Here is a 26,031-nt window from a genome sequence, read left to right as displayed (position 1 = left end):
TGCGCCCGGTAAAGTGCGACGACTGCCGCGAAGGATCGCGGCAGATCTTTCAAGGAGAGCGATTCAACATGACTTTTGCTATTGCACACCTTCCGCAGTTCCCGGAGCACTCAGCCGATCGGGCAACCATCCAGCTATCGCCCCTAAGTGAAGACTTGATCGTCCGCGTGCCGGACCCGAACGATATTCCGCCGAACTGGGATGTCTACCCGATCCTCGGCACAAATACGGAAGAGCCTGACTGGGAGGGCCTCGCAGAGCCTACCGGCGTCTGGGACGACGCCTGCGACGACATGGTAAAACTGACGGGAATTGAACTGCGAATCCCCAAAACAGAACTGGAAAAGTACCTGAACACAGAAGTGGAATTGCGCTACAAACTCGCGGACGAGTCGAGTCTGGAGCCGTGTTCTGAGCCCCTGATACTGTTTATCGAAGCCTGACCCTCATCGTGCCTGATCGTTTACCGGTCAGGCGCTTTTTTGAGTAGAACGAATTCCTGCCACGCACCGTTCAACCTTGCGCCTGCGCCTCTTCATGCGCCTGGCGCAGCCGCTCACGGCTATTGGTCAGGTGCAAGCGCATCGCCGCCCGCGCCGCATCGGAATCCTGCCGGGCAATCGCATCGTAAATCTCTTCGTGTTCACGGCTCAGGCGACTCATGTAGTGCTGCTGGTCGTCATGGGCCAGGCGCGCGGAGTTGAGGCGTGTGCGCGGAATGATGCTGGTGCCAAGGTGGGTCATGATGTCAGTGAAGTAGCGGTTGCCGGTGGCCAGGGCGATTTGCAGGTGGAACTGGAAGTCCGACGCCACGGCATCGCCGGCGTGGGCGGCACTTTCGTTGAGGGCGTCCAGCGCCTCACGCATCGCCGCTAACTGCTCCGGGCTGCGACGTTGCGCGGCAAGGCCGGCGGACTCCACTTCCAGGCTGATGCGCAGTTCCAGAATCGCCAATACGTCGCGCAAGGTCACCACGGTCGCCGGGTCGATGCGAAAACCGCTCGGGCTCGGGGTGTCGAGCACGAAGGTGCCGATGCCGTGACGGGTTTCCACTTGCCCTGCGGCCTGCAAACGGGAGATCGCTTCACGCACCACGGTGCGGCTGACGCCATGGGCATTCATGATCGCCGACTCGGTGGGCAATTTGTCGCCACGCTTGAGCTGACCGTCGCGGATCTGCTCGGACAACACCGTCACCAATTCCTGTGCGAGGCTGCGGCGCTTGCGAGGGAGGCGAGGTGCGTCGATCGGGTTTTCCATGGTGAACGTCTGTCTCGAAAAAACGGCTGAAACCGCATCATAGCGCATGCGGGTTGTACGATCACCGTTGACCTGTGGGAGCGTGGCATGCCCGCGATGGCCTTGACGCGGTTTCCTGACGAACCGCGTTATCGTTCATCGCGGGCATGCCACACTCCCACAGGTTCAGGCGGTCACGGCCTGGTCCACCAGGTGACCATTCTCGATGCGCACATGCCGTGGATGGAAACGTTTCAGGCTGCTGCGATGGCCGACGCTGACAATGCTCAGCCCCGGCAATTCATCGATCAACGCCTGATACAACGACGCTTCATCCTCTTCGTCCATCGCCGAGGTGGCTTCGTCCATGTACAGCCATTGCGGCGCATACAGCAGCGCACGGGCGAAGGCCAGACGTTGCTGCTCACCCGGCGAAAGCATGCGCTGCCAGTGATTGGCTTCATCCAGACGTGAAACCAGGTGCGGCAAGCGGCTGGTTTCCAGCACGTGGACGTAGCGCTCGTGCGGGTAGGTGTCGCCCGGTTGTGGATAACTCAACGCCTCACGCAGGCTGCCAATCGGCAGATAGGGTTTTTGCGGCAGGAACAGATAACGCGCCGTCGGCAGGCGAATGCTGCCGTGGCCGGCTGGCCAAAGGTGCCCCATCGCTCGCAGCAAGGTCGACTTGCCGCTGCCAGAACGACCGCTGAGCATGACGCGCTCGCCCTCCTCCACGGTCATGTCGGCATTGGTCAGCAAATGACGACCGTCAGCGAGGTCAAGACCAAGGTTATGCACCCGTAGTGCCGAACCCTGACTCTGCACGTCGATGGCCGGCGCGCGCTCTTCGTTGTCGGTCATGGCCTGACGGAAACTCAGCAGACGATCACAGGTGGCGCGCCACTCGGCAAGGTCCTGGTACGCGCTGATGAACCAGCTGAAGTTCTCCTGCACATTGCCGAACGCGGAGTTGATTTGCATCAGCTCACCAAGTTCGATCTTGCCGGCGAAGTAACGCGGCGCAGCGACCATGAATGGAAAGATGATTGCAATCTGGGCATAACCGGCGGTGAAGAAAGTCAGGCGCTTGGACACTTTCATGATGTCCCAGAAGTTGTGCCAAACCAGGCCGAAGCGACTGCTCAGACGACGGTTCTCGTTGGGTTCGCCGTTGTACAGCGCAATGCTCTCCGCATTTTCGCGGACCCGCACCATGGAGAAACGCAAGTCGGCTTCGAAACGTTGCTGGTTGTTGTTGAGGCTGATCAAGCGACGACCGATCACATGCGTCAGCCAGCTGCCGACGGCGGCGTAAACCAGTGCGCACCAGAACATGTAGCCGGGGATCGTGAAGCCAAACACTTCGATGCTGCCCGACACGCCCCACAAAATGATCGAAAACGACACCAGGCTGACGATGTTCCGTATCAGCCCAAGGCCCAGGCCCAAGGTGTTGGTGGTGAACTTATTGAGGTCTTCGGAAATCCGCTGGTCCGGGTTATCGGTGTAACCGCCCTGCTCCAGCTGATAGTAATTCTTGCTGCCTAGCCAGCGGGCGAAGTGCTTTTCGGTGAGCCAGGCTCGCCAGCGAATGGTCAGCATCTGAGTCAGATAAAGCCGATACACCGCACCAAGAATTGCCACGGCGGCGATGCCGCAGAAATACAGAATCAGCTGCCAGAAGGCTGCTTCGTCCTTCTTTTGCAGGGCGTTATAGAAGTCTTTGTACCAACTGTTGATCCACACCGAAATCGCCACGCTGAACAATGACAGCGCAATCACAGCGATCAACAGCGTCCAGGCCTTGCCCTTCTCTTCGCTGCGCCAGTAAGGCGTGGTCATCGCCCACACTTTGCGAAAAAACTGCCCGCGCACAGCATCGTTGACCGCGGAATATTCAGCGTTCTGATTCATGGATAAGGCTCGATAAAGAAAAGAACACACAAGAACCGATCATAGATGATCGGCTCGTGTGATCGCGAGAGCTGGCGATAACCGTTCAGCGCTCGTTCAGCGACGGACCGGACGCTTCTGCAGTTTGCGCTGCAGCGTGCGGCGGTGCATGCCCAGGGCACGGGCGGTGGCGGAGATGTTGCCTTCGTGCTCGGTCAGGACGCGCTGGATGTGCTCCCACTGGAGACGGTCCACGGACATCGGGTTTTCCGGCACCAGGCTGTCGAGGTCGGCGTGCTCGGAGAGCAGCGCGGCCAGCACGTCATCGGCATCCGCAGGTTTGCACAGGTAATTGCAGGCGCCGCGCTTGATTGCCTCGACGGCGGTGGCAATGCTCGAGTAACCGGTGAGGATCACCACGCGCATCTCCGGGTCGAGTTCGAGCAGCTTTGGCAGCAACACCAGGCCTGAATCGCCGTCCATTTTCAGGTCCAGCGCGGCGTAATCAGGGATATCGGCCTGGGCGATGGTCAGGCCCTCTTCGGCGGAACCTGCAGTGCTGACGCGAAAACCACGGCGGGCCATGGCGCGGGCCATCACGCGGGTGAAGGTTGCATCGTCGTCTACCAGCAGCAAATGCGGCAGTTCTTCGCCTTCAACTTGGATCTCGTCACTCATGTTCGTCTCCTCGGGCGACACGGGGCAGGCGCAGCTCGGTGAGCGTGCCGCCTTCCTCATGACTGTAGAGTTTCACTGAGCCGCCGGCGCGTGTCACGCTGGCCTTGCTCAAAAACAGGCCCAGGCCGAAACCTTTGCCCTTGGTGGTAAAAAACGGTTTGCCGATCTGCTCGGCGATAGCCAGCGGTACACCGGCACCATGGTCGCGAATGCTGATGGTCAAGTCTTCGACGGTCCAGTCCAGGGTCACTTGCAAGCCTTCAGGGCAGGCATCGGCGGCGTTGTTCAGCAGGTTCAACAGCGCTTGAGTCAAATCCGGCGGCGGCGCCATGCGCGGCACCGTGCCCTGGCCCAGACGCTGGAAGCGATAACTGGCCTCAGGACGCATCAGGTGCCAGCGGTTGAGCGCTTCGTCGAGCCAGTCGGTGACATCCTGCATCTCCACCGCCATACGACGGTTGGCCTCGGCGGCGCGCACCAGTTGCTGCAAGGTTTCCTTGCACAACTTGACCTGATCCTGCAAAACCTTCAAATCGTCCTGCAACATCGGGTCGGGGTGATCCTGCTGCATCTCTTTGAGCAACACGCTCATGGTCGCCAGCGGCGTGCCCAGTTCATGGGCGGCACCGGCAGCCTGAGTCGCGACGGCCAGCAATTGCTGATCGCGCAGGCCTTCCTCGCGACGGATCGCACGCAGCTCTTCCTGCCGACGCAGCTCTTCAGCCATGCGTGCAGCAAAGAAGGTGATGACGGCGGCGGCCAAGGCAAAACTCAACCACATGCCGTAGATCTGCAGGTTTTCCCGGGCGATGGGGAAGGTTTCCAGCGGGTAGAACCGCGCCAGCAGCAACGTATACAGCGCCAGGGCGATACCCGACAGAATCACCGAATAGCGCCACGGCAGCGTCACGGCGGCGATGGTCAGCGGCACCAGGTAATAAGAGACGAACGGGTTGGTCGAACCACCGGAGAAATACAACAAGGCGCTGTGGATAAACAGGTCGCAGGCCAGTTGCAGGGCGTATTCAAGCTCGGTAACCGGCCACGAAGTGCGCAGGCGCACGGCGGTGAACACACACAACAGCGTCGAACAGCCCAGGGTCATCGCCAGCGGCACCCACGGCAACGGCAGCAGCTGGAGCCAGTAGGCCAGGCCTACGGAGCCGGCCTGGGCGGCGAGCACCAGAATCCGGATGAAAGTCAGCCGCCAGAGGTTCTGGCGAGTGGCGGAAGTCAATTGTACGGGGGCGAGCATGAGCTCTCCTGATGAGCGCTCCAGGCGGATCGCACGGAGTATAACCAAGCCGCGGGCCTGAGAGGCGAAAGTGCGGCAAACGACCACAGTTGCGGCTCATGGATTTATAAGTGAATGCTTCGCCGATGAGCCCCTGTGGCGAGGGAGCTTGCTCACGTCGGCCTGCGAAGCGGACCCCAACCATTCAACCGGGTGAAACTGGCAAACCACGCATACCGACTTTGCGACTGCTTCGCAGCCGAGCGGGAGCAAGCTCCCTCGCCACAAAAGCCCGGCACCGGTTGAGACTGTATAGAAGTTGTAACTGTGCGAAACGGACCATTGAAGCTAGAGTCTGATGGTTTCACGCAGGTTCGGACCCTAACCCCTGCGCATCGTCCAAGGAGCTTTTCATGCACACATTGCGCCGCAGCGCCGCCCTTCTTGCCCTAAGCGTTGGCACCGCCGCCAGCCTCCCGGCCCTGGCCGTCGACGAGTTGCATTACAACCAGATCTCCCTGCGCGCCGAAGTCAGCCAGGAAGTGGCCCGCGACCTGATGATCGTGACCCTCTACACCGAAGAACAAAACACCGACCCGGCCAAACTCGCCGCCGACATCAGCACTACCATGAACAAGGCGCTGACCCAGGCCAAACAGGTCAAGGACATCACCCTGCGCCAGGGCAGCCGCAACAGCTACCCGATCTACGACACCAAAGGCCAGAAAATCACCGGCTGGCGCGAACGCGCCGAACTGCGCCTGGAAAGCTCGGACTTCGCCGCCCTGTCCAAACTCACCGGCGAATTGCTCACCGACCTGAAAATGGGCGGCATGGACTTCGCCATCGCAACGCCAACCCGCAAAGCCAGCGAAGACGCCCTGCTCAAAGAAGCCGTGACCGCCTTCAAGGCCCGCGCCCAACTGGCCACCGACGCCCTGGGCGGCAAGAGCTACAAAATCGTCAACCTGAACCTCAACAGCAACGGCTATCCACAACCATACATGCGCGGGCCGATGATGATGAAAGCCGCCGGCATGGATTCGGCACCGGTGACGCCAGAAGTTGAAGCCGGCACCAGCCAGGTCAGCATGACAGCGGATGGGGCGATTGAAGTGTTGATGCCTTGATGCGATAACCCGGACACGAAAACGGCAGGGCGGTGTACACGCGAGTAAACAGGCCGCCTCAGCTGCTTTTGATTTTGCATTTGCGAAAGCCCAGGAGCTAAGAGAAACTCCCTGCCTTTCCAGACTCGATAAGGACGCGAGCATTGAAGTTTGAAAGGGATCAGTTTTCCGGCAACCATGGAATTGTCTTCAACGTATCGCGCTTCACCCTGTCAGCCGGTGAACGGGGTAGCCTCAGAACACTGCATTTTGGTGAAGCGAAAGCCGCCCACTATGAAGTGAGCAATCTGGTGGTAGAGCTCTATGACAAAATGCTCGCCAAGGATTTGCCTTGCCAAATGATGGTCGGGATCTCCAAACCCCTGACCCGGCAACAGGGGGATTTACTCAATGCTCAACGAACAAGTATCGCCAACCTCACCAGTGGTGTTTTCGGGGCAGCGGCAGGTAAATTCATGCCCGGTGCGGCCATCCCGGTGGGATGGGCAGTCCGCGAGTTCACGCTGAGCAAATTGCCGACTTATCACGCCGGCGATGTCATCGTCAGCCTGGATGCACAGGTCAGCGGTGGCATAGGCCCTCAGCACTCAGGATCGTCCATGATCATCAAGACTCAAGGCGGGTGAGATCATGAACGAATATGGCCTGTACGCCGTGGCTTATGCAGTATTCCTGCTGTTGTTCTTCTATCTGAAATCCTATGGCCTCAGAAAATGGCTGGGCATCACCCTGTTCGCTCTGGGGTTTTCGAGTATTTTTATGCTGCCGCCTTTCATCGCCGGCTTCGATCTGGGCATCGTTTCAACCAATGCTATCGCCCTCGGGGCTGCGCTGTTTTTTAGTCGGGCCCGGTATACGGCGTGAGCCACGCGCTCATTCAAGCAACGTGAAACGGATTAACTTCACCCACAACGCCCGCCTGACACCGCTTTGCGTAGGAGCTGCCGAAGGCTGCGATCTTTTGACGTTGATTTTCAAGATCAAAAGATCACAGCCTTCGGCAGCTCCTACAGTCCGCCATCAACGCAAAGACCGGCAGACTATGCCCGGATAGAGGGGTCCCCCTCAAAAAACGATATTTCCGCCCTCCCCGCCAACAACGCTACTCTCAGGAAAATATCGCTGCTCAAATCCCGGGGACTCCATGGAAAGAACCACCGTCAAACCACTCCTGCTCGCACTCGCCCTCGCCACAACCGCATCACTCGCACAAACCGCCCAAGCCGCCACCACCCTGGTCTACTGCTCCGAAGCCAGCCCCGCCGGCTTCGACCCCAGCCAATACACCAGCGGCACCGACTTCGATGCCTCCGCCGAAACCGTCTTCAACCGCCTCACCCAATTCAAACGCGGCGGTACCGAAATCGAACCCGGCCTGGCAACAAAATGGGACGTATCCGAGGACGGCCTCACCTACACCTTCCACCTGCGCGACAGCGTGAAATTCCACACCACCGACTACTTCACCCCCACCCGCGACTTCAACGCCGACGACGTGCTGTTCACCTTCCAGCGCCTGCTCGACCCGGACAACGCCTTCCGCAAGGCCTACCCCGCCGAGTCGCCGTACTTCACCGACATGGGCCTGAACACCACGATCAAAAGCATCGACAAGATCGACGACCACACCGTGCGCTTCAGCCTGAACAACGTCGACGCCGCATTCGTGCAAAACCTCGCCATGAGCTTCGCCTCGGTGCAATCCGCCGAATATGCCGCCCAACTATTAAAGGAAGGCAAAGCCGCCGACCTCAATCAGAAACCCGTCGGCACCGGCCCGTTCGTGTTCAAGCGCTACCAAAAGGACTCGCAAATCCGCTACGCCGCCAACAAGGCCTACTGGAAACCCGAGGACGTGAAACTCGACAACCTGATTTTCTCGATCACCCCGGACGCCGCCGTGCGCTTGCAAAAACTCAAGGCCGGCGAGTGCCAGGTCAGCGGCTACCCACGCCCGGCAGACATCGAAGTGATGGAGCAAGACCCGAATCTGAGGGTGCTCAAGCAAGCCGGTTTCAACCTCGGCTTCCTTGCCTACAACGTGACCCACCCACCGCTGGACCAGCTCAAGGTGCGTCAGGCGCTGGACATGGCCATCGACAAGCCGGCGATCATCAAGGCTGTCTACCAGAGTGCCGGGCAACTGGCGCAAAACGCCTTGCCACCGGCGCAATGGTCGTATGACCCGAGCATCAAGGACGCCCCGCACGACCCGACCAAAGCCCGCGCGCTACTGAAAGAAGCGGGGGTTGCACCCGGCACTACAATTAATCTGTGGGCCATGACCGTGCAGCGCGCCTCCAACCCCAATGCGCGGATGTCGGCACAGATGATCCAGCAGGATTGGGAGAAAGTCGGGATCAAGGCCAACATCGTCAGCTATGAATGGGGCGAGTACATCAAGCGCGCCAAGAACGGTGAGCATGACGCAATGATCTACGGCTGGACCGGCGACAACGGTGACCCGGATAACTGGCTCGGCGTGCTCTACAGCTGCGCTGCGGTGAAAGGTAGCAACTACGCCAAATGGTGTGACCCGGTCTACGACAAACTGGTGCAGCAAGCCAAGGTGTCCACGGACAAACAACAGCGGGTCAAACTGTACTAACAGGCCCAGCAAATCCTTAAACAACAAGTACCTATCACACCCATTGCCAACTCGACGGTGTTCCAGCCACTGCGCAAGGAAGTCACCGACTTCAAGATCAGTCCGTTTGGCCTCACACCGTTCTATGGCGTGGGTATAAATAAGTAACACCAGGCTCCAACCGGGTGCGTCAACCGCCCCGGTCGCCCCTTATCGGTGCACGACTTGCACCGTAAAAAACCTGCGCAAACGGTCAAATACATCAGTTTTTACACATATGCGACATTAAGGTACGTTCGTGCCACTCTTTAGGACTTGTGGCCATTCCGGATCTTGCATTGGGTACGGCCCCTGCATAAGTATCCGCAGGTCGACTCACGAGGTCGTCCTCTAATCCAAAAATGACAACAAATCATGAGGCCACCATGCTTAAACACGCGGTCATTCCGTTTTTAGTCGGCGCAAGCCTGTTAGCCAGTGCACCTTTCGCCCAAGCGGCGTCTAACCTGGTGTTCTGCTCCGAAGGAAGCCCGGCCGGTTTCGACCCAGGTCAGTACACCACCGGAACCGACTTCGACGCCTCTGCAGAAACCATGTTCAACCGCCTGACCCAGTTCGAGCGCGGCGGCACCGCCGTGATTCCTGGCCTGGCGACCAAGTGGGACATTTCCAGTGACGGCCTGACTTACACTTTCCACCTGCGTGAAGGCGTCAAGTTCCACACCACCCCGTATTTCAAGCCGACGCGTGAGTTCAACGCCGACGACGTGCTGTTCACCTTCAATCGCATGATTAACAAGGATGACCCGTTCCGTAAGGCGTACCCGACCGAATTCCCGTACTTCACCGACATGGGGATGGATACCAACATCACCAAGATCGATAAAGTCGACGACCACACCGTCAAGTTCACCCTCAAAGACGTAGACGCCGCGTTCATCCAGAACATGGCCATGAGCTTCGCCTCGATCCAGTCCGCCGAGTACGCTGCCCAGCTGCTCAAGGAAGGCAAGGCTGCCGACATCAACCAGAAACCGATCGGCACCGGCCCGTTCGTGTTCAAGAGCTACCAGAAAGACTCCAACATCCGCTACACCGGGAACAAGGACTACTGGAAGCCTGATGACGTGAAGATCGACAACCTGATCTTCGCCATCACCACCGACCCGTCGGTACGCATCCAGAAGCTGAAGAAGAACGAGTGCCAGATCACTCTGTTCCCGCGTCCAGCCGACCTGAAGGCGCTCAAAGAAGATAAAACTTTGAAGATGCCTGAGCAGGCTGGTTTCAACCTGGGCTACATCGCCTATAACGTGATGGACAAGGTCAAGGGCAGCAACGAGCCGAACCCGCTGGCCGACCTGCGAGTTCGGCAGGCGCTGGACATGGCCGTCAACAAGCCGCAGATCATCGACTCGGTTTATCAGGGCGCAGGCCAACTGGCCGTCAACGCCATGCCGCCGACCCAATGGTCCTACGACACCACCATCAAGGATGCCAAGTACGATCCTGAGAAAGCCAAGCAGCTGCTCAAGGAAGCCGGCGTCAAGGAAGGCACCGAAATCGTTCTGTGGGCGATGCCGGTACAGCGTCCGTACAACCCGAACGCCAAGCTGATGGCTGAAATGCTGCAGTCCGACTGGAAGAAGATCGGCCTGAACGTGAAGATCACCAGCTACGAATGGGGCGAGTACATCAAGCGCTCCAAAGGCGGCGAGAACCAGGCGATGATCATCGGCTGGAGCGGCGACAATGGTGATCCGGACAACTGGCTCAACGTGCTGTTCGGCTGCGACTCGCTGAGTGGCAACAACTTCTCCAAATGGTGCGACAAGAAATTCGACGGCCTCGTCAAGGAAGCCAAACGCACCACCGATCAGGCCAAGCGCACCGAACTGTACAAACAGGCGCAACACGTCCTCAAAGATGCTGTTCCAATGACACCTATCGCTCACTCGACGGTGTTCCAACCCATGCGCGCCAACGTGCAGGACTTCAAGATCAGCCCATTTGGCTTGAACTCCTTCTACGGCGTCAGCGTCAGCAAATAAGAAAAGGCAGCGGCGACGTTTTCAGTGTCGCCGCTGCTTTTTTCTGCCGAGAAGTTAGGAATTTGCCTACATCCAAATCCGCTGTCTGACGCAGCCAGGGGTTAGGACGCGTTGCCTTTTCCTACGAGTCTTTAGGACTCAGCGCATTTACTGCCAGACCCACGGCACCTACCGTCGGGTTCTGACCAGTGACTGTGTGGGCTATCGGTTTGCTGCCCGTATTGGTTTGAGCTCAATGCCGCCACAACGTCCACGGACGGGATCGCGGCGCATTGAATAACACTAAAAAAAGAGGGAGCGTCATGCGCCATTCCTTGGTTTTATCCGCATTGCTGGGCACCGGCCTGCTGGCCGCCACTTCCATCAGCCAGGCCGCCAATAACAGCCTGGTGTTCTGCTCCGAAGGCAGCCCCGCCGGTTTCGACACCGCGCAGTACACCACTGCGACCGATAACGACGCCGCCGAGCCGCTGTACAACCGTTTGGCAGAGTTTGAAAAAGGCGCCACCAATGTCGTGCCAGGCCTGGCAACCCGCTGGGATATTTCCGAGGACGGACTCAAATACACGTTTCATCTGCGTGAAGGGGTGAAGTTTCACACGACCAAATACTTCACGCCGACTCGCGATTTCAACGCCGACGACGTGCTGTTCACGTTTAATCGCATGCTCGATCCGCAGCACCCGTTCCGTAAGGCTTATCCGACCGAGTTCCCGTATTTCAACGGGATGAGCCTGAACAAGAATATTGCCAAGGTCGAAAAGACCGGGCCGCTGACCGTGGTGATGACGCTCAACAACGTCGACGCCGCGTTCATCCAGAACATCGCCATGAGCTTCGCCGCCATCCTTTCGGCCGAATACGCCGACCAGTTGCTGGCGGCCGGCAAGCCGAGCGAGATCAACCAGAAGCCGATCGGCACCGGGCCGTTCGTGTTCAAGAGCTACCAGAAAGACTCCAACATCCGTTACAGCGGCAACAAACAGTACTGGGACCCGAGCCGGGTCAAGCTCGACAACCTGATTTTCGCCATCAATACCGACGCCTCGGTGCGCGTGCAAAAGCTCAAGGCCAATGAATGCCAGATCACCCTGCACCCGCGCCCCGCCGACGTAACCGCACTGAAGAATGATCCGAAACTGCAGCTGATCGAGAAACCCGGCTTCAACCTTGGTTACATCGCCTATAACGTCCGGCACAAACCTTTCGACCAGCTCGAAGTGCGCCAGGCGCTGGACATGGCGGTGAACAAGCAAGGCATTCTCAACGCCGTCTATCAAGGCGCCGGTCAACTGGCGGTCAATGCCATGCCACCGACCCAGTGGTCCTATGACGACACCATAAAAGACGCCACCTACAACCCGGAAAGAGCCAAGGAACTGCTCAAGGCCGCCGGCGTGAAGGAAGGCACCGAAATCACCCTCTGGGCCATGCCGGTCCAGCGTCCGTACAACCCCAACGCCAAGCTGATGGCCGAAATGCTCCAGGCGGACTGGGCGAAGATCGGCCTCAAGGTCAAGATCGTCAGCTACGAATGGGGCGAGTACATCAAGCGCACCAAGAACGGCGAGCACGATATCAGCCTGATCGGCTGGACCGGTGACAACGGCGACCCGGACAACTGGCTCGGTACGCTGTACAGCTGCGACGCCATTGGCGGCAATAACTACTCCATGTGGTGTGATCCGACCTACGACAAGCTGATCAAGCAGGCCAAGGTCGTCACCGATCGCGACCAGCGCACCGTGCTCTACAAACAGGCGCAGCAGTACCTCAAGCAGCAGGTGCCGATCACGCCGGTCGCCCACTCGACGGTCAACCAGCCGTTGAGCGCCAAAGTCGAAGGATTCAAGGTCAGCCCCTTCGGTCGCAACGTGTTCTCGGGCGTCAGTATCGACCAATAACCAATTAGCCAGAAACGCTGGGGGGCGGATTCCGCCCTCACGCAAGCGTATTGCCGTAATTCGTCAAATCGGCCTACAGCAAACGTTTGCGAAGCCAGAATGAGTTCTAAACCAAATAGCCGGATCACCAAAAAAGACCGGCATTAAAAAAAGAAAGAAAGGAGCTTCACACATGAAACTGAGCAGCACCGCGTTATTGGCCTTGGCCATCAGCAGCGTGACCGCCACGGCTTACGCAGAATCCCAGAGCCAGGCGTTCACCCCGGTTACCGTGAATGAGAAAAGTGCTCAGAGTGAAGCCACTGGCTTCGTCGAAGGGCAGTCAATCACCGGTAGCACGCGTAACTGGTATGCCAACGAGCAACTGAAACGTGGCGGCACGTTCAGCTACAAGAAAGACGGTGTATCAACCCCGACTGATCGTCGTATCAACTGGGTTCAGGGCACCATCCTCAAGTACAACTCCGGCTTCACTCAAGGCACCGTAGGTTTCAGCACCGAAGTGGCGGCCTACAACGCCATCGCTCTGGATCGTGATCGCAAGGATCTGGCGTCCAACAACGGCGGCGCACCGGGAACCCGTCCTGGCGCGGGCAACAACCGTACCCTGACCGAAGAAGGTGGCGACGCCGTCGGCCAGTGGAGCAAACTGGGCCTGGCCAACGTCAAGGCCCGTGTCTCCAACACTACCCTGACCGCTGGCCGCATGAACTTCAGCAGCCCGATGGTCGATGTCATCGGTAACCGTGCGCTGCCTTCGAGCTTCGAAGGTGTGGCCATCCACAGCGAAGAGCTGAACAACCTGGCTTTCGACCTGGCCACCTTCGATCGCAACTCTCCGCGTACCGAAGAAAGCCAGCGTAAATTCCGCACCGAATACGCCAACGGCATCGTTGAAACCGATCACATCTACACCGGCGGTATCACCTACACCCCATTCGCCAGCCTGACCACCAGCCTCTGGGCGACCCAAGCCGAAGACATCTGGAACCAGTACTACTTCGGCGCCAGTCATGTGCTGGGCGACAGCCAGGTCCTGAGCCTGACCACCGGCCTGAACTACTACAAAACCCAGGAAGAAGGTAAAGCCCTCATAGGCAAAATCGACAACGACACCTACTCCCTGTCGTTCGGCCTGACCCACCAGGCCCACAGCCTGACCTTCTCCTACCAGGAAGTGAACGGTAACGAGTACTTCGACTACCTGCACGAAACCAACGGCATCTACCTGGCCAACTCCCTGCTGTCGGACTTCAACGGCCCGAACGAGAAGTCCTTCCAGATTGCCTACGGTCTGAACATGGCCGAATACGGCGTGCCAGGTCTGAAGTTCAACATCTACCAGGCACGTGGCTGGGGCATCGACGGTACTCACTACACCGGCAATGAAGGCGTAGCAGGCAAGGGTTACGACGGTATCCAGGCCCAGGATGGCGAAACCCATTACGAATACGGTATCGGTGCGACCTACGCCCTGCAGAGCGGCCCGCTGAAGGCCACCACTGTTCGCGCAACCTACACCGCGCACCGTGCCAGCGAAAACCAGGCGGATGGCAGCATCAACGAGTTCCGTCTCGTGACCACCATCCCGTTCAACATTTTGTAAAACGCACGCCGGCGGCTGACTCATGACGAGTCGGCCGTTCGGTTTTTTCCTGTTCAACCGATTGCAGAGGGTTCTTGATGAAAATGCTTCCCCTACGAGCGGCCATCGCTGCCGCATTGCTGAGTGTCGCTGTTGGCGTCTCGGCCAAACCCTTGGTGGTCTGTACCGAAGCCAGCCCGGAAGGCTTCGATATGGCCCAGTACACGACTGCAGTCACAGCCGACGCAGTGGCCGAAACCATCTTCAATCGCCTGGCGGACTTCAAGCCCGGCACCACTGAAGTGATTCCGGCGCTGGCCGAATCCTGGGACATCAGCGAAGACGGCCTGACCTACACGTTCCACCTGCGCAAAGGCGTCAAGTTTCACACCACCGATTACTTCAAGCCGACCCGCGACATGAACGCCGACGACGTGGTCTGGAGCTTCCAGCGTCAGCTGGACCCGAATCACCCATGGCACAAGCTGTCGAGCGTGGGCTTCCCGTACTTTGAGAGCATGGGCTTCAAGGAACTGCTCAAAAGCGTAGAGAAAGTCGACGACAACACGGTCAAGTTCACCCTGACCCGCCGCGAAGCGCCGTTCCTGGCCGACATCGCCATGGCCTTCTCTTCGATCTACTCCGCCGAGTACGCCGATCAACTGCTCAAGGCCAACAAGACCGGCGACCTGAACAACAAACCGGTCGGTACCGGCCCGTTCATCTTCCAGCGTTACGCCAAGGACGCCCAGGTACGCTTCAAGGCCAACCCGGACTATTTCCGTGGCAAGCCACCGGCTGATGCGCTGGTCCTGGCGATTGCCACCGACAACAACGTGCGCCTGCAAAAGCTCAAGGCCAACGAGTGCCAGATCGCGCTGTATCCGAAACCGGATGACATCCCGAGCATCAAGAAAGACACCAACCTGAAGGTTGATGAGCTGAACGCGATGACCGTCTCCTATGTCGCCATGAATACCTCCCGCAAGTACATGAGCGACGTGCGGGTGCGCAAAGCCATCGACATCGCGTTCGACAAAGAGGCCTATGTCAACGCGCTGTTCGGCAAGGGCAATGCGACGGTGGCGGTCAACCCGTACCCGGACACCCTGCTGGGCTACAACCATAAACTGACCAACCCGCCTCGCGACCTCGACAAGGCTCGTGCCCTGCTCAAGGAAGCCGGGGTACCGGAGGGCACCGTGTTCACCCTGTTCACCCGTAACGGCGGCGGCCCGACCAACCCTAATCCGATGCTCGGCGCACAAATGATGCAGGCAGATCTGGCCAAGGTCGGCATCAAGGTCGATATTCGTGTCATGGAATGGGGCGAGATGCTCAAGCGCGCGAAGAACGGCGAACACGATATGGTGTCCGCCGGTTGGGCAGGCGATAACGGCGACCCGGATAACTTCCTGACGCCTATGCTCAGTTGTGAGGCCGCCAAGAACGGCGAAAACTACGCTCGCTGGTGCAATGAAAAGTTCCAGGCGCTGATCGACGAAGCACGGGCCAAAGTGAACCCGGCTGAACGCACGGCGCTCTACGAACAGGCCCAGGACGTTTTCAATCAGGACCAGCCATGGATCAGCATGGCGCACACCCGCATGTTCACTGCAATGCGCACCAACGTAGAGGGTTATCACATTAGCCCCCTCACCACTAACAACTTCGCCACCACCCAGGTGAAGTAGATAAGAAACGCCCGGCATCGCTGACCCCAGCGATGCCGGGCATGCCTAACCGGCTGATGAGGTACCACACAAGATGTTTAGTTTTATTGCCCGCCGATTGGGGTTACTGATCCCCACGTTCTTCGGCATCACCTTGTTGACTTTCGCGTTGATCCGCATGATTCCTGGCGACCCCGTGGAAGTGATGATGGGCGAACGTCGGGTCGACCCCGAAATGCATGCTCAGGCAATGGAACGCCTAGGTCTGAACAAACCGCTGTATGCCCAATACCTGGATTACATTGGCAAACTGGCCCACGGCGATCTCGGCGAATCCCTGCGTACCCGTGAAAGCGTCTGGACCGAGTTCAGCTCTCTATTCCCCGCGACCCTGGAACTGGCCTCGGCCGCCATGTTGTTCGCCGGCATCCTGGGCCTTCTGGCCGGGGTGATCGCGGCACTCAAGCGAGGGTCCCTGTTCGACCATGGGGTAATGGGTGTCTCCCTGGCGGGATACTCGATGCCGATCTTCTGGTGGGGCCTGATCCTGATCATGTTCTTCTCGGTGAGCCTGGGCTGGACCCCGGTATCCGGGCGGATCGACCTGCTCTACGACATCGAGCCACGCACCGGCTTCATGCTCATCGATACGTTGCTGGCCGATGACGTCGGAGCGTTCTTCGATGCCCTGCATCACCTGATCCTGCCAGCCATCGTGCTCGGCACCATCCCGCTGGCGGTGATTGCGCGGATGACCCGTTCGTCGATGCTCGAAGTGCTGCGTGAAGACTACATCCGCACCGCCCGCGCCAAAGGCCTGTCGCCATCGCGCGTGGTATTCGTGCACGGTCTGCGCAATGCGCTGATTCCAGTACTGACGGTGGTCGGCCTGCAAGTCGGCACGCTGCTGGCCGGCGCGGTCCTGACCGAAACCATCTTCTCCTGGCCCGGCATCGGCAAATGGCTGATCGAAGCCATTGGCGCACGGGACTATCCCGTGGTGCAGAACGGCATCCTGTTAATCGCCTGCCTGGTGATTCTGGTCAACTTCGTAGTGGACATCCTCTACGGCTTTGCCAACCCACGCATCCGTCATCAGCGCTGAGATCAATGACCATGACCACTCTCACTACACCGGTAGCAGTCGATCAAAGCCTGCTGTATCCGTCGCCCTACAAAGAATTCTGGCATGCGTTTTCCAGGAACAAAGGGGCCGTCGCCGGCCTGTTGTTCATGCTGCTGGTGATTTTCTGCGCGATCTTCGCCCCGTGGGTCGCACCGCATAACCCGAGCGAACAGTACCGCGACTTCCTGCTGACCCCGCCGTCCTGGCTGGAAAGCGGGCATATCCAGTTCCTGCTGGGTACCGATGAACTCGGTCGTGACCTGCTGTCCCGTTTGATTCACGGCTCGCGCCTGTCCCTGCTGATCGGCTTGTCATCGGTGGTGATGTCGCTGATTCCAGGCATCCTGATGGGACTGTTCGCCGGGTTCTTCCCGCGCGTGCTCGGCCCGACCATCATGCGTCTGATGGACATCATGCTGGCCCTGCCGTCCCTGCTGCTGGCGGTGGCAATTGTCGCCATCCTCGGCCCTGGCCTGATCAACACCATTATTGCCATCGCCGTGGTTTCGTTGCCGTCCTATGTTCGTCTGACCCGCGCCGCGGTGATGGGCGAATTGAACCGCGACTACGTGACCGCCGCGCGCCTGGCCGGTGCCGGTCTGCCTCGCCTGATGTTCGTCACCGTGCTGCCCAACTGCATGGCGCCGCTGATTGTTCAGGCCACCTTGAGTTTCTCCTCGGCGATTCTCGATGCCGCGGCACTGGGCTTCCTCGGCCTTGGCGTACAACCGCCAACCCCTGAGTGGGGCACCATGCTGGCTTCGGCTCGCGACTACATCGAACGCGCCTGGTGGGTGGTGAGCTTGCCTGGTTTGACCATTTTGCTCAGCGTGCTGGCAATCAACTTGATGGGCGACGGCCTGCGCGATGCGCTGGACCCGAAACTCAAGAACGCCGCCTGAGGAGATTCAAATGTCACTGTTAGAAATCAAGAATCTCAACGTTCGCTTCGGCGACGCCAACGCCGTTCCGGTGGTCGATGGTCTCGACATATCCGTGGAAAAGGGCGAAGTGCTGGCCATCGTTGGCGAGTCGGGTTCCGGCAAGTCCGTGACCATGATGGCGCTGATGGGCCTGATCGAGCGTCCGGGGATCGTCACCGCCGACGCCCTGAATTTCGACGGCAAGAACATGCTCGCGCTCAGCAACCGTCAGCGTCGACAGATCGTCGGCAAAGACCTGGCCATGGTCTTCCAGGACCCGATGACCGCGCTGAACCCGAGCTACACCGTGGGCTTCCAGATCGAAGAAGTGCTGCGCCTGCACCTGAAAATGTCCAGGAAGGACGCTCGCAAGCGCGCCATCGAACTGCTGGAGAAAGTGGAAATCCCCGGCGCCGCCAGCCGTATGGATGCCTACCCGCATCAACTCTCCGGCGGCATGAGCCAGCGTGTTGCAATCGCCATGGCGATTGCCGGCGAACCAAAACTGCTGATCGCCGACGAACCGACCACCGCGCTCGACGTAACGATTCAGGCGCAGATCATGGACCTGCTGCTGGCCCTGCAGAAAGAGCAGAACATGGGCCTGGTGCTGATTACCCACGACCTCGCGGTCGTGGCCGAAACCGCCCAGCGCGTGTGCGTGATGTACGCCGGCCAAGCGGTTGAAGTCGGTCAGGTGCCACAACTGTTCGACATTCCGGCACACCCGTACAGCGAAGCGCTGCTCAAGGCTATTCCAGAACACAGCCTGGGTGCTGCGCGCCTGTCGACGCTACCGGGCATCGTTCCGGGGCGTTACGACCGTCCGCAAGGTTGCCTGCTGTCGCCGCGCTGCCCGTATGTGCAAGACAATTGCCGCACCCAGCGTCCAGCCCTTGACCAGAAAAGCAACAGCCTCGCCCGCTGCTTCTACCCGTTGAACCAGGAGGTGGCGTAATGGCCGTCGTACTTACCGCCCGCAACCTGACCCGTCACTACGAAGTGTCCCGTGGCCTGTTCAAGGGCCATGCGACCGTACGCGCCCTCAACGGTGTGTCGTTCGAACTGGAAGCCGGCAAGACCCTCGCTGTCGTGGGTGAGTCCGGTTGCGGCAAATCCACCCTGGCCCGTGCCCTGACGTTGATCGAAGAGCCATCCTCCGGCTCGTTGAAAATCGCCGGGCAGGAAGTCGCCGGCGCCGACAAGGCTCAGCGCAAGCAACTGCGCAAAGATGTGCAGATGGTGTTCCAGAGCCCGTACGCGTCGTTGAATCCACGGCAGAAAATCGGTGATCAACTGGCTGAACCGCTATTGATCAACACCAACCTTTCCGCCGCCGAACGTCGCGAGAAAGTCCAGGCGATGATGAAGCAGGTGGGCTTGCGTCCCGAGCACTACCAGCGCTATCCGCACATGTTCTCCGGCGGTCAGCGCCAGCGGATCGCCCTGGCCCGCGCGATGATGTTGCAGCCGAAAGTGCTGGTGGCGGACGAACCGACCTCGGCGCTGGACGTGTCGATTCAGGCGCAGGTACTCAACCTGTTCATGGATTTGCAGCAAGAGTTCAACACCGCCTACGTGTTCATCTCCCACAACCTGGCGGTGGTACGCCACGTTGCCGATCACGTGATGGTGATGTACCTCGGCCGTCCGGTGGAAATGGGGCCGAAAGAGGACATCTACACCCGTCCCCTGCACCCGTACACCCAGGCGTTGTTGTCGGCGACGCCGACCATTCACCCGGATCCGGACAAGCCGAAAATCAAGATCGTCGGCGAACTGCCAAACCCGTTGAACCCGCCGTCCGGCTGCGCCTTCCACAAGCGTTGCCCGTACGCGACCGAGCGCTGTGCCATCGAAGAACCGCTCCTGCGCCTGCTCGACACCCGCCAGGTAGCTTGCCACTACGCCGAGCAATTCCTCGACGGCGCGGCATAAAAAAACGCGCCCCGGATGCCGGGGCGCGCTTTTGCTGAGTTAACCAAACCCCTTCTGCCCCGACTGCGCATCAGTCAGGCAGACGGGGTTTTCTTTTGCCTGTCATTCAGGCTCAAGTGTCGTCTTCGTTGCTGTCCGGGTCGTCGGTCGAGTCATCATCGTTCGAGCTACCCGATTCCGATGCGGCGAGCATCAGCTCGCTGTGCACGCCTTGCCCGCTCCAGGCCTGTTCATCATGGTTCGTGCACTCCGCCCACGCCGCTGACGTGCCGAGGGATAGCATCACCAAAACCTTCAGCAGCAACACTATGCGTTGAATAATGCTCATAGCCGATTCCATCCTTTCTTGGGTGAAGCATGGGTGCCGGAATGGCGCAGAGAGAAATTTAGCGCGATTCTCCAGATAGGACGCTAACGAAGGTCGGGAAATGCCGTGAGAAGGGAGATTGGTTTCGAATAATGCCTATAACCAGATCAACTAAGTGATGCGGGCTCGCCGAGCACGGAAGGAAGAACCCTGTTGCGCCCGGACAACCGAGTCGCTTCGGTGCGGTACACAGCCCAGACAATAAAAAGCCCCGAGACTCGCGCATCGGGGCTTTGGGGTTTGCAACTCAGCGCTTAGTGATGCTCACGCGTCGCACGGAATTTCACGTCCGGCCAGCGTTCTTCCATCAGTGCCAGGTTGACCCGGGTCGGGGCCAGGTAGGTCAGGTGACCGCCGCCGTCGAGGGCGAGGTTTTCCACGGCCTTGTTGGTGAATTCCTCAAGCTTCTTCTTGTCGCCGGACTCGATCCAGCGCGCGGAATACACGGTGATCGGCTCGTAGGAGCACTCGACCTTGTATTCCTCTTTCAAACGGCTGGCGACCACATCGAACTGCAGCACACCGACGGCGCCGAGAATGATGTCGTTGCTGCGCTCGGGGAAGAACACCTGGGTGGCGCCTTCTTCGGCCAGTTGCTGCAAGCCTTGACGCAGTTGCTTGGATTTCAGTGGATCGCGCAGGCGTACGCGACGGAACAGTTCCGGGGCGAAGTGCGGGATGCCGGTGAAACCCAGGGTTTCGCCTTCGGTGAAGGTATCGCCGATCTGGATGGTGCCGTGGTTGTGCAGGCCGATGATGTCGCCGGCGAACGCTTCTTCCAGTTGCTCACGCTCGGACGAGAAGAAGGTCAGCGCGTCGCCGATCCGCACGTCCTTGCCGGTGCGCACATGGCGCATCTTCATGCCTTTTTCGTACTTGCCGGAGCAAATGCGCATGAAGGCGATGCGGTCGCGGTGTTTGGGGTCCATGTTCGCCTGGATCTTGAACACGAAACCACTGAACTTCTCTTCCACCGGCTCGACGGTGCGCTCGTTGGCGACACGGGCCAGTGGTTGCGGTGCCCAGTCGACCACAGCGTCGAGCACGTGATCGACACCGAAGTTGCCCAGCGCGGTACCAAAGAACACCGGGGTCAGTTGGCCGTCGAGGAATTCCTGTTGATTGAATTCGTGGCAGGCGCCCTGCACCAGTTCCAGCTGCTCGATGAAACGCTCGTACTCGTCACCCAAGTGCGCGCGCGCTTCATCGGAATCGAGCTTCTCGATGATTTTGGTTTCGGTGCGCTCATGACCGTGGCCGGCGGTGTAGACGATGATGTAGTCGTCGGCGAGGTGATAAACACCCTTGAAGTCGCGGTAGCAACCGATCGGCCAGGTGATCGGCGCGGCCTTGATCTTCAGGACCGCTTCGATTTCGTCGAGCAGTTCGATAGGGTCGCGGATATCACGGTCGAGTTTGTTGATGAAGCTGACGATCGGCGTGTCACGCAGACGGCAGACGTCCATCAGGGCGATGGTCCGTGGTTCTACACCCTTACCGCCGTCGAGGACCATCAATGCCGAGTCCACCGCAGTCAGGGTGCGGTAAGTATCTTCGGAGAAGTCTTCGTGGCCCGGGGTGTCGAGCAGGTTGATCATGTGGTCGCGATACGGGAACTGCATGACCGACGTGGTAATGGAAATACCCCGTTGTTTTTCCATTTCCATCCAGTCGGAGGTGGCATGGCGGTCGGACTTGCGAGATTTCACCGTGCCGGCAACCGCAATCGCCTTGCCCATCAGCAAGAGCTTCTCGGTGATGGTGGTCTTACCGGCATCGGGGTGGGAAATAATGGCGAAAGTGCGGCGTTTCGCGACTTCGGCGGCCTGTTTGGTCATGGGAAATCGCCTGGCGGTGATTCAAAAAAGGGCGGCGAGTATAGCTTAAAAAGTGATCTACGGACCACCACACACAGGAGCTGCCGATGGCCGTAATCAGCGCGGGCAGCTCCTTCTTGGTGGCTAAATGCTGCTGATTATGGAACCTTTTAAAAGCTGGAGACGTCCACTCCCCTGTTACGACCCATCGTCAGGGGCTGAAAAATCAGCAAGTTAGCCTGACGAGGCTGCGCTTATGGCTCGATTTCATGCGGTTTTATCAGCATGTAGAGCTGCTTCTCGCGAACGTTGTTTTCCCGGCAGCCAGGAATGGCATGCCACACGGGACTGCGTTCGCCGACTGAAAAAAGGAGTCTGCCTGTGGCTATTCGCTATGGCAAAGGGCTGACAGGAGGTGCGGTTGTCGTCGCTCTTCTGGCCCTGCTGGTCCACTGGATTGGCATCAACACGATCGAACAGTACCGCGACGATTTGTTGTTTTACCTGCAAGCTCATCTGATTCTTGTCCTCGCTTCCATGCTGGCCGCCCTTGTTGTGGGCATACCCGCCGGTATCTTCCTCAGTCGCCCGACCATGGTTGGACGCGCCGAACGCTTCATGCAGATCTTCAACATCGGCAATACCGTGCCGCCGCTCGCCGTACTGGCCATCGCCCTGGGCATCCTCGGCATCGGCAGCGGTCCGGCAATCTTCGCTCTGTTCCTGGCTTCGCTGTTGCCGATCGTGCGCAACACCTATGAAGGGCTGAAAAACGTTCAGGGTTCGCTCAAGGAAGCCGCCGTCGGCATCGGCATGACCCCGACTCAGGTGCTATGCCGGGTCGAACTGCCGAACGCCGTGCCGATCATCATCGGTGGCGTGCGTGTGGCGCTGGCGATCAACGTCGGGACCGCACCGCTGGCGTTCCTGATAGGCGCCAACAGTCTGGGCAGCCTGATTTTCCCCGGCATCGCCCTGAACAATCAGCCGCAACTGCTGCTCGGCGCGGCCTGTACCGCCCTGCTGGCCTTGCTGCTCGACGGTCTGGTGACACTCGCCAGCCGCCTCTGGCTCGAACGCGGCCTGCGCCCGTCTTAAGCCTCGGCAAAGGAATTCTCATGAAGACATCAAGCTTTTTACTAGGCTGCGTTCTGCTGTTCGCAGGAATCGCCCAAGCCGCTGAAAAACCCGTGATCCGCATTGGCGCCCGGGTGTTCACCGAACAAACCCTGCTGGCGGAAATCACCTCCCAATACCTGCGCACCAAGGGTTACGACACCCAGGTAACCGGCGGCCTGGGCAGCAATCTGGCCCGCAGTGCTCACGAAAGCGGCCAACTGGACATGCTCTGGGAATACACCGGCGTCTCGCTGGTGGCTTACAACCATGTCACTGAAAAACTCGACAGCGCGCAGTCCTACGCCCGGGTGAAAGAACTCGACGAGAAAAAAGGCCTGATCTGGCTCACTCCGTCGAAATTCAGCAACACCTACGCCCTGGCCCTGCCGGAAAAAACCGCGAAGGCTTACCCGCAGATCAACACCATCAGCCAGTTGAACGAGGTGTTGCAAGCCGAGGCGAAGACTAATCACCTCGTCGCACTGGACACTGAATTCGCCAACCGTTCCGACGGCCTGGGCGGCATGGTTGATCTCTACGGCATGAACCTGACCCGCAACAACATTCGCCAGATGGATGCCGGGCTGGTCTACACCGCCTTGCGCAATGGCCAGGTGTTCGCCGGCCTGGTCTACACCACCGACGGTCGCTTGAACGCCTTCAAACTCAAGCTGCTCGAAGACGACAAGCATTACTTCCCCGACTACACCGCCGCGCCGGTGGTGCGCCAGGCCTACCTCGAAGCCCACCCGAAACTCGCCGAAGAGCTCAAGCCACTGGCCGAACTGTTCGACGACACCACCATGCGCCAGCTCAACGCACGGGTCGATGTCGATCACGAAAGCCCTTCATCCGTTGCCGCCGATTTCCTGCGCCAGCATCCACTGCTGTCTGTTCAATAAGGCAGAGGAGAAAAAGACATGGAATTTCTCAACGCCTTTTCCCATCTCGATTGGCCGCTAGTGCTGCACCTGACCTGGCAGCACATCACCCTGGTTGGCATCGCGGTAACGCTGGCGATTCTGGTCGGCGTGCCGCTGGGCATCCTGATGACCCGCTTCCCGACATTGGCCGGCCCGTTGCAAGCCAGCGCCACGGTTTTGCTGACCGTGCCGTCGATTGCGCTATTCGGCCTGCTGTTGCCGTTCTATTCCAGGTTCGGCCAGGGCCTGGGCCCGATGCCGGCAATCACCGCCGTGTTTCTCTATTCGCTGCTGCCGATCATGCGTAACACCTACCTGGCGCTGACCGGCGTGGAACCCGGCATTCGCGAAGCCGCCCGGGGTATCGGCATGACCTTCGGTCAGCGCCTGCGCATGGTCGAACTGCCGATTGCCGTGCCGGTGATCCTCGCCGGTGTACGCACCGCCGTAGTGATGAACATCGGCGTGATGACCATCGCCGCCACCATCGGCGCCGGTGGCCTCGGTGTACTCATCCTCGCTTCCATCAGCCGCAGCGACATGTCGATGCTGATCGTCGGCGCGGTGCTGGTCAGTCTCCTGGCCATCTTCGCCGACCTGCTTCTGCAATGGCTGCAACGCACGCTGACTCCAAAAGGACTGCTCAAATGATCGAACTTCAAAACCTCAGCAAGACCTTCCAAAGCAACGGCAAAGATGTGAAAGCCGTGGACTCGGTGAGCCTGACCGTCAACGAAGGCGAGATCTGTGTGTTCCTCGGGCCATCGGGCTGCGGCAAGAGCACCACGCTGAAAATGATCAACCGGTTGATCAAACCGACTTCGGGCAAGATCCTGATCAACGGCGAAGACACCACCGACCTCGACGAAGTGACCCTGCGCCGCAACATCGGTTATGTGATCCAGCAGATCGGTCTGTTCCCGAACATGACCATCGAGGAAAACATCACCATCGTTCCGCGCCTGCTCGGCTGGGACAAACAGAAATGCCACGACCGCGCCCGCGAGTTGATGAGCATGATCAAGCTTGAACCCAAGCAATACCTGACTCGCTACCCCCGTGAATTGTCCGGCGGCCAACAACAGCGGATCGGTGTGATTCGAGCGCTGGCGGCGGATGCGCCGCTGTTGTTGATGGACGAACCGTTCGGCGCGGTCGACCCGATCAACCGCGAAATGATCCAGAACGAGTTCTTCGAAATGCAACGGGCGCTGAACAAGACCGTGATCATGGTCAGCCATGACATCGACGAAGCCATCAAGCTCGGTGACAAAATCGCGATTTTCCGCGCCGGTAAGCTGTTGCAGATCGACCACCCGGACACCTTGCTCGCGCATCCGGCGGACGATTTTGTCAGCAACTTCGTCGGCCAGGACAGCACGCTCAAACGCTTGCTGCTGGTGAAGGCTGAAGATGCGGCGGACAACGCGCCGTCGGTGAGCCCGGAAACCCCGGTGGCCGAAGCGCTGGAATTGATGGACGAACTGGACCGGCGCTACGTGGTGGTGACCTGTGCCGAGAACAAGGCGCAGGGCTACGTGCGCCGTCGCGACCTGCACCGCCAGACAGGCACCTGCGCGCAATACCGGCGCGAGTTCAACGCCACCGCGGCGTATGACGAACATTTGCGCATCCTGCTGTCGCGTATGTACGAGTTCAACCGCTCGTGGCTGCCGGTGATGGACGCCGAGCGGGTGTTTCTCGGTGAGGTGACTCAGGAATCGATTGCCGAATACCTGAGCTCCGGTAAGTCCCGTGGGGGCAAGACCAGCATTGTTTCGCCAGCGGAAACTGCGTTGACCTGACTTGTATGAGGCTCTAGTGCTTTTGTGGCGAGGGAGCTT

Annotated in this window: 22 protein-coding genes and 1 pseudogene; 17 read left to right on the top strand and 6 right to left on the bottom strand. The window is 59.2% G+C overall.

The window, feature by feature from the left end:
* Nucleotides 1–68 precede the first annotated feature (68 nt).
* Entirely contained in the window at nt 69–443 is a 375-nt protein-coding gene (locus tag LOY28_RS04030) for a hypothetical protein (RefSeq protein WP_018929529.1), read from the top strand.
* Nucleotides 444–513: 70 nt separating this feature from the next.
* On the opposite strand, the gene LOY28_RS04025 is transcribed toward LOY28_RS04030, so the two are convergent.
* The 4 genes from LOY28_RS04025 to LOY28_RS04010 form a co-directional block, all read right to left on the bottom strand.
* Entirely contained in the window at nt 514–1,260 is a 747-nt protein-coding gene (locus tag LOY28_RS04025; protein ID WP_018929528.1) for a FadR/GntR family transcriptional regulator, read from the bottom strand.
* A 165-nt stretch (nt 1,261–1,425) separates the two neighbouring features.
* Nucleotides 1,426–3,153, bottom strand: coding sequence for an ABC transporter ATP-binding protein/permease (locus LOY28_RS04020; protein ID WP_258613116.1), 1,728 nt, complete (start codon nt 3,151–3,153; stop codon nt 1,426–1,428).
* Between the two features lie 96 nt (nt 3,154–3,249).
* Nucleotides 3,250–3,810: a response regulator transcription factor gene (locus tag LOY28_RS04015; RefSeq protein ID WP_018929526.1), complete on the bottom strand. Its 561-nt coding sequence runs from the start codon at nt 3,808–3,810 to the stop codon at nt 3,250–3,252.
* The gene (locus LOY28_RS04010; RefSeq protein ID WP_018929525.1) at nt 3,803–5,065 is read right to left on the bottom strand and encodes an ATP-binding protein; all 1,263 of its coding nucleotides are present in this window, start codon (nt 5,063–5,065) and stop codon (nt 3,803–3,805) included. Before LOY28_RS04010 ends, LOY28_RS04015 begins: the two co-directional genes overlap by 8 nt.
* Before the next feature lie 392 nt (nt 5,066–5,457).
* On the opposite strand from LOY28_RS04010, the gene LOY28_RS04005 reads away from it, so the two are divergent.
* The 12 genes and pseudogenes from LOY28_RS04005 (at nt 5,458) to LOY28_RS03950 (ending at nt 19,961) form a co-directional block, all read left to right on the top strand.
* Nucleotides 5,458–6,174, top strand: a complete 717-nt coding sequence (locus LOY28_RS04005) for an SIMPL domain-containing protein (RefSeq protein WP_258613115.1) — start codon at nt 5,458–5,460, stop codon at nt 6,172–6,174.
* 143 nt (nt 6,175–6,317) lie between these two features.
* On the top strand, nt 6,318–6,800 hold the full coding sequence (locus tag LOY28_RS04000; RefSeq protein ID WP_019582420.1) for a hypothetical protein: 483 nt from the start codon (nt 6,318–6,320) through the stop codon (nt 6,798–6,800).
* A 4-nt stretch (nt 6,801–6,804) separates the two neighbouring features.
* On the top strand, nt 6,805–7,038 hold the full coding sequence (locus LOY28_RS03995) for a hypothetical protein (RefSeq protein WP_018929522.1): 234 nt from the start codon (nt 6,805–6,807) through the stop codon (nt 7,036–7,038).
* Nucleotides 7,039–7,318: 280 nt separating this feature from the next.
* A pseudogene (locus LOY28_RS03990) lies at nt 7,319–8,929 on the top strand (ABC transporter substrate-binding protein).
* A 257-nt stretch (nt 8,930–9,186) separates the two neighbouring features.
* Complete coding sequence (locus LOY28_RS03985; protein WP_018929520.1) at nt 9,187–10,812, top strand: ABC transporter substrate-binding protein; 1,626 nt, start codon at nt 9,187–9,189, stop codon at nt 10,810–10,812.
* Between the two features lie 302 nt (nt 10,813–11,114).
* Nucleotides 11,115–12,716 (top strand): ABC transporter substrate-binding protein, encoded by a 1,602-nt coding sequence (locus LOY28_RS03980; RefSeq protein WP_258613114.1) that lies wholly within the window; start codon nt 11,115–11,117, stop codon nt 12,714–12,716.
* 172 nt (nt 12,717–12,888) lie between these two features.
* A complete protein-coding gene (locus LOY28_RS03975; RefSeq protein WP_018929518.1) occupies nt 12,889–14,322 on the top strand; it encodes an OprD family porin in 1,434 nt (477 codons plus the stop codon).
* A gap of 77 nt (nt 14,323–14,399) precedes the next feature.
* Nucleotides 14,400–15,995 (top strand): ABC transporter substrate-binding protein, encoded by a 1,596-nt coding sequence (locus LOY28_RS03970; RefSeq protein ID WP_018929517.1) that lies wholly within the window; start codon nt 14,400–14,402, stop codon nt 15,993–15,995.
* Between the two features lie 73 nt (nt 15,996–16,068).
* Complete coding sequence (locus LOY28_RS03965) at nt 16,069–17,079, top strand: ABC transporter permease subunit (RefSeq protein WP_018929516.1); 1,011 nt, start codon at nt 16,069–16,071, stop codon at nt 17,077–17,079.
* Nucleotides 17,080–17,090: 11 nt separating this feature from the next.
* Nucleotides 17,091–18,002: an ABC transporter permease subunit gene (locus LOY28_RS03960; RefSeq protein ID WP_028939886.1), complete on the top strand. Its 912-nt coding sequence runs from the start codon at nt 17,091–17,093 to the stop codon at nt 18,000–18,002.
* 10 nt (nt 18,003–18,012) lie between these two features.
* Nucleotides 18,013–18,981: an ABC transporter ATP-binding protein gene (locus tag LOY28_RS03955; protein ID WP_064616156.1), complete on the top strand. Its 969-nt coding sequence runs from the start codon at nt 18,013–18,015 to the stop codon at nt 18,979–18,981.
* On the top strand, nt 18,981–19,961 hold the full coding sequence (locus LOY28_RS03950; RefSeq protein ID WP_018929514.1) for a peptide ABC transporter ATP-binding protein: 981 nt from the start codon (nt 18,981–18,983) through the stop codon (nt 19,959–19,961). Before LOY28_RS03955 ends, LOY28_RS03950 begins: the two co-directional genes overlap by 1 nt.
* Nucleotides 19,962–20,073: 112 nt before the next feature.
* Here the strand turns inward: LOY28_RS03950 and LOY28_RS03945 are convergent, their stop codons facing one another.
* The gene (locus LOY28_RS03945) at nt 20,074–20,289 is read right to left on the bottom strand and encodes a hypothetical protein (protein ID WP_018929513.1); all 216 of its coding nucleotides are present in this window, start codon (nt 20,287–20,289) and stop codon (nt 20,074–20,076) included.
* Between the two features lie 293 nt (nt 20,290–20,582).
* A complete protein-coding gene (locus LOY28_RS03940) occupies nt 20,583–22,166 on the bottom strand; it encodes a peptide chain release factor 3 (protein WP_064616153.1) in 1,584 nt (527 codons plus the stop codon).
* A 360-nt stretch (nt 22,167–22,526) separates the two neighbouring features.
* On the opposite strand from LOY28_RS03940, the gene LOY28_RS03935 reads away from it, so the two are divergent.
* The 4 genes from LOY28_RS03935 to LOY28_RS03920 are packed head-to-tail and all read left to right on the top strand — an operon-like array spanning nt 22,527 to nt 25,992.
* Nucleotides 22,527–23,243, top strand: a complete 717-nt coding sequence (locus LOY28_RS03935) for an ABC transporter permease (RefSeq protein ID WP_018929511.1) — start codon at nt 22,527–22,529, stop codon at nt 23,241–23,243.
* A gap of 20 nt (nt 23,244–23,263) precedes the next feature.
* A complete protein-coding gene (locus LOY28_RS03930) occupies nt 23,264–24,166 on the top strand; it encodes a glycine betaine ABC transporter substrate-binding protein (protein ID WP_258613113.1) in 903 nt (300 codons plus the stop codon).
* Nucleotides 24,167–24,184: 18 nt separating this feature from the next.
* On the top strand, nt 24,185–24,838 hold the full coding sequence (locus tag LOY28_RS03925) for an ABC transporter permease (protein ID WP_018929509.1): 654 nt from the start codon (nt 24,185–24,187) through the stop codon (nt 24,836–24,838).
* Nucleotides 24,835–25,992, top strand: a complete 1,158-nt coding sequence (locus LOY28_RS03920; RefSeq protein ID WP_258613112.1) for a betaine/proline/choline family ABC transporter ATP-binding protein — start codon at nt 24,835–24,837, stop codon at nt 25,990–25,992. Before LOY28_RS03925 ends, LOY28_RS03920 begins: the two co-directional genes overlap by 4 nt.
* The last annotated feature ends 39 nt before the right edge of the window (nt 25,993–26,031 follow it).

This window comes from Pseudomonas sp. B21-017, assembly GCF_024749245.1.
GTDB lineage: Bacteria > Pseudomonadota > Gammaproteobacteria > Pseudomonadales > Pseudomonadaceae > Aquipseudomonas.
Note: the sequence above shows the minus strand (reverse complement) of the source record. Positions and strands in the feature narration are given on the sequence as shown.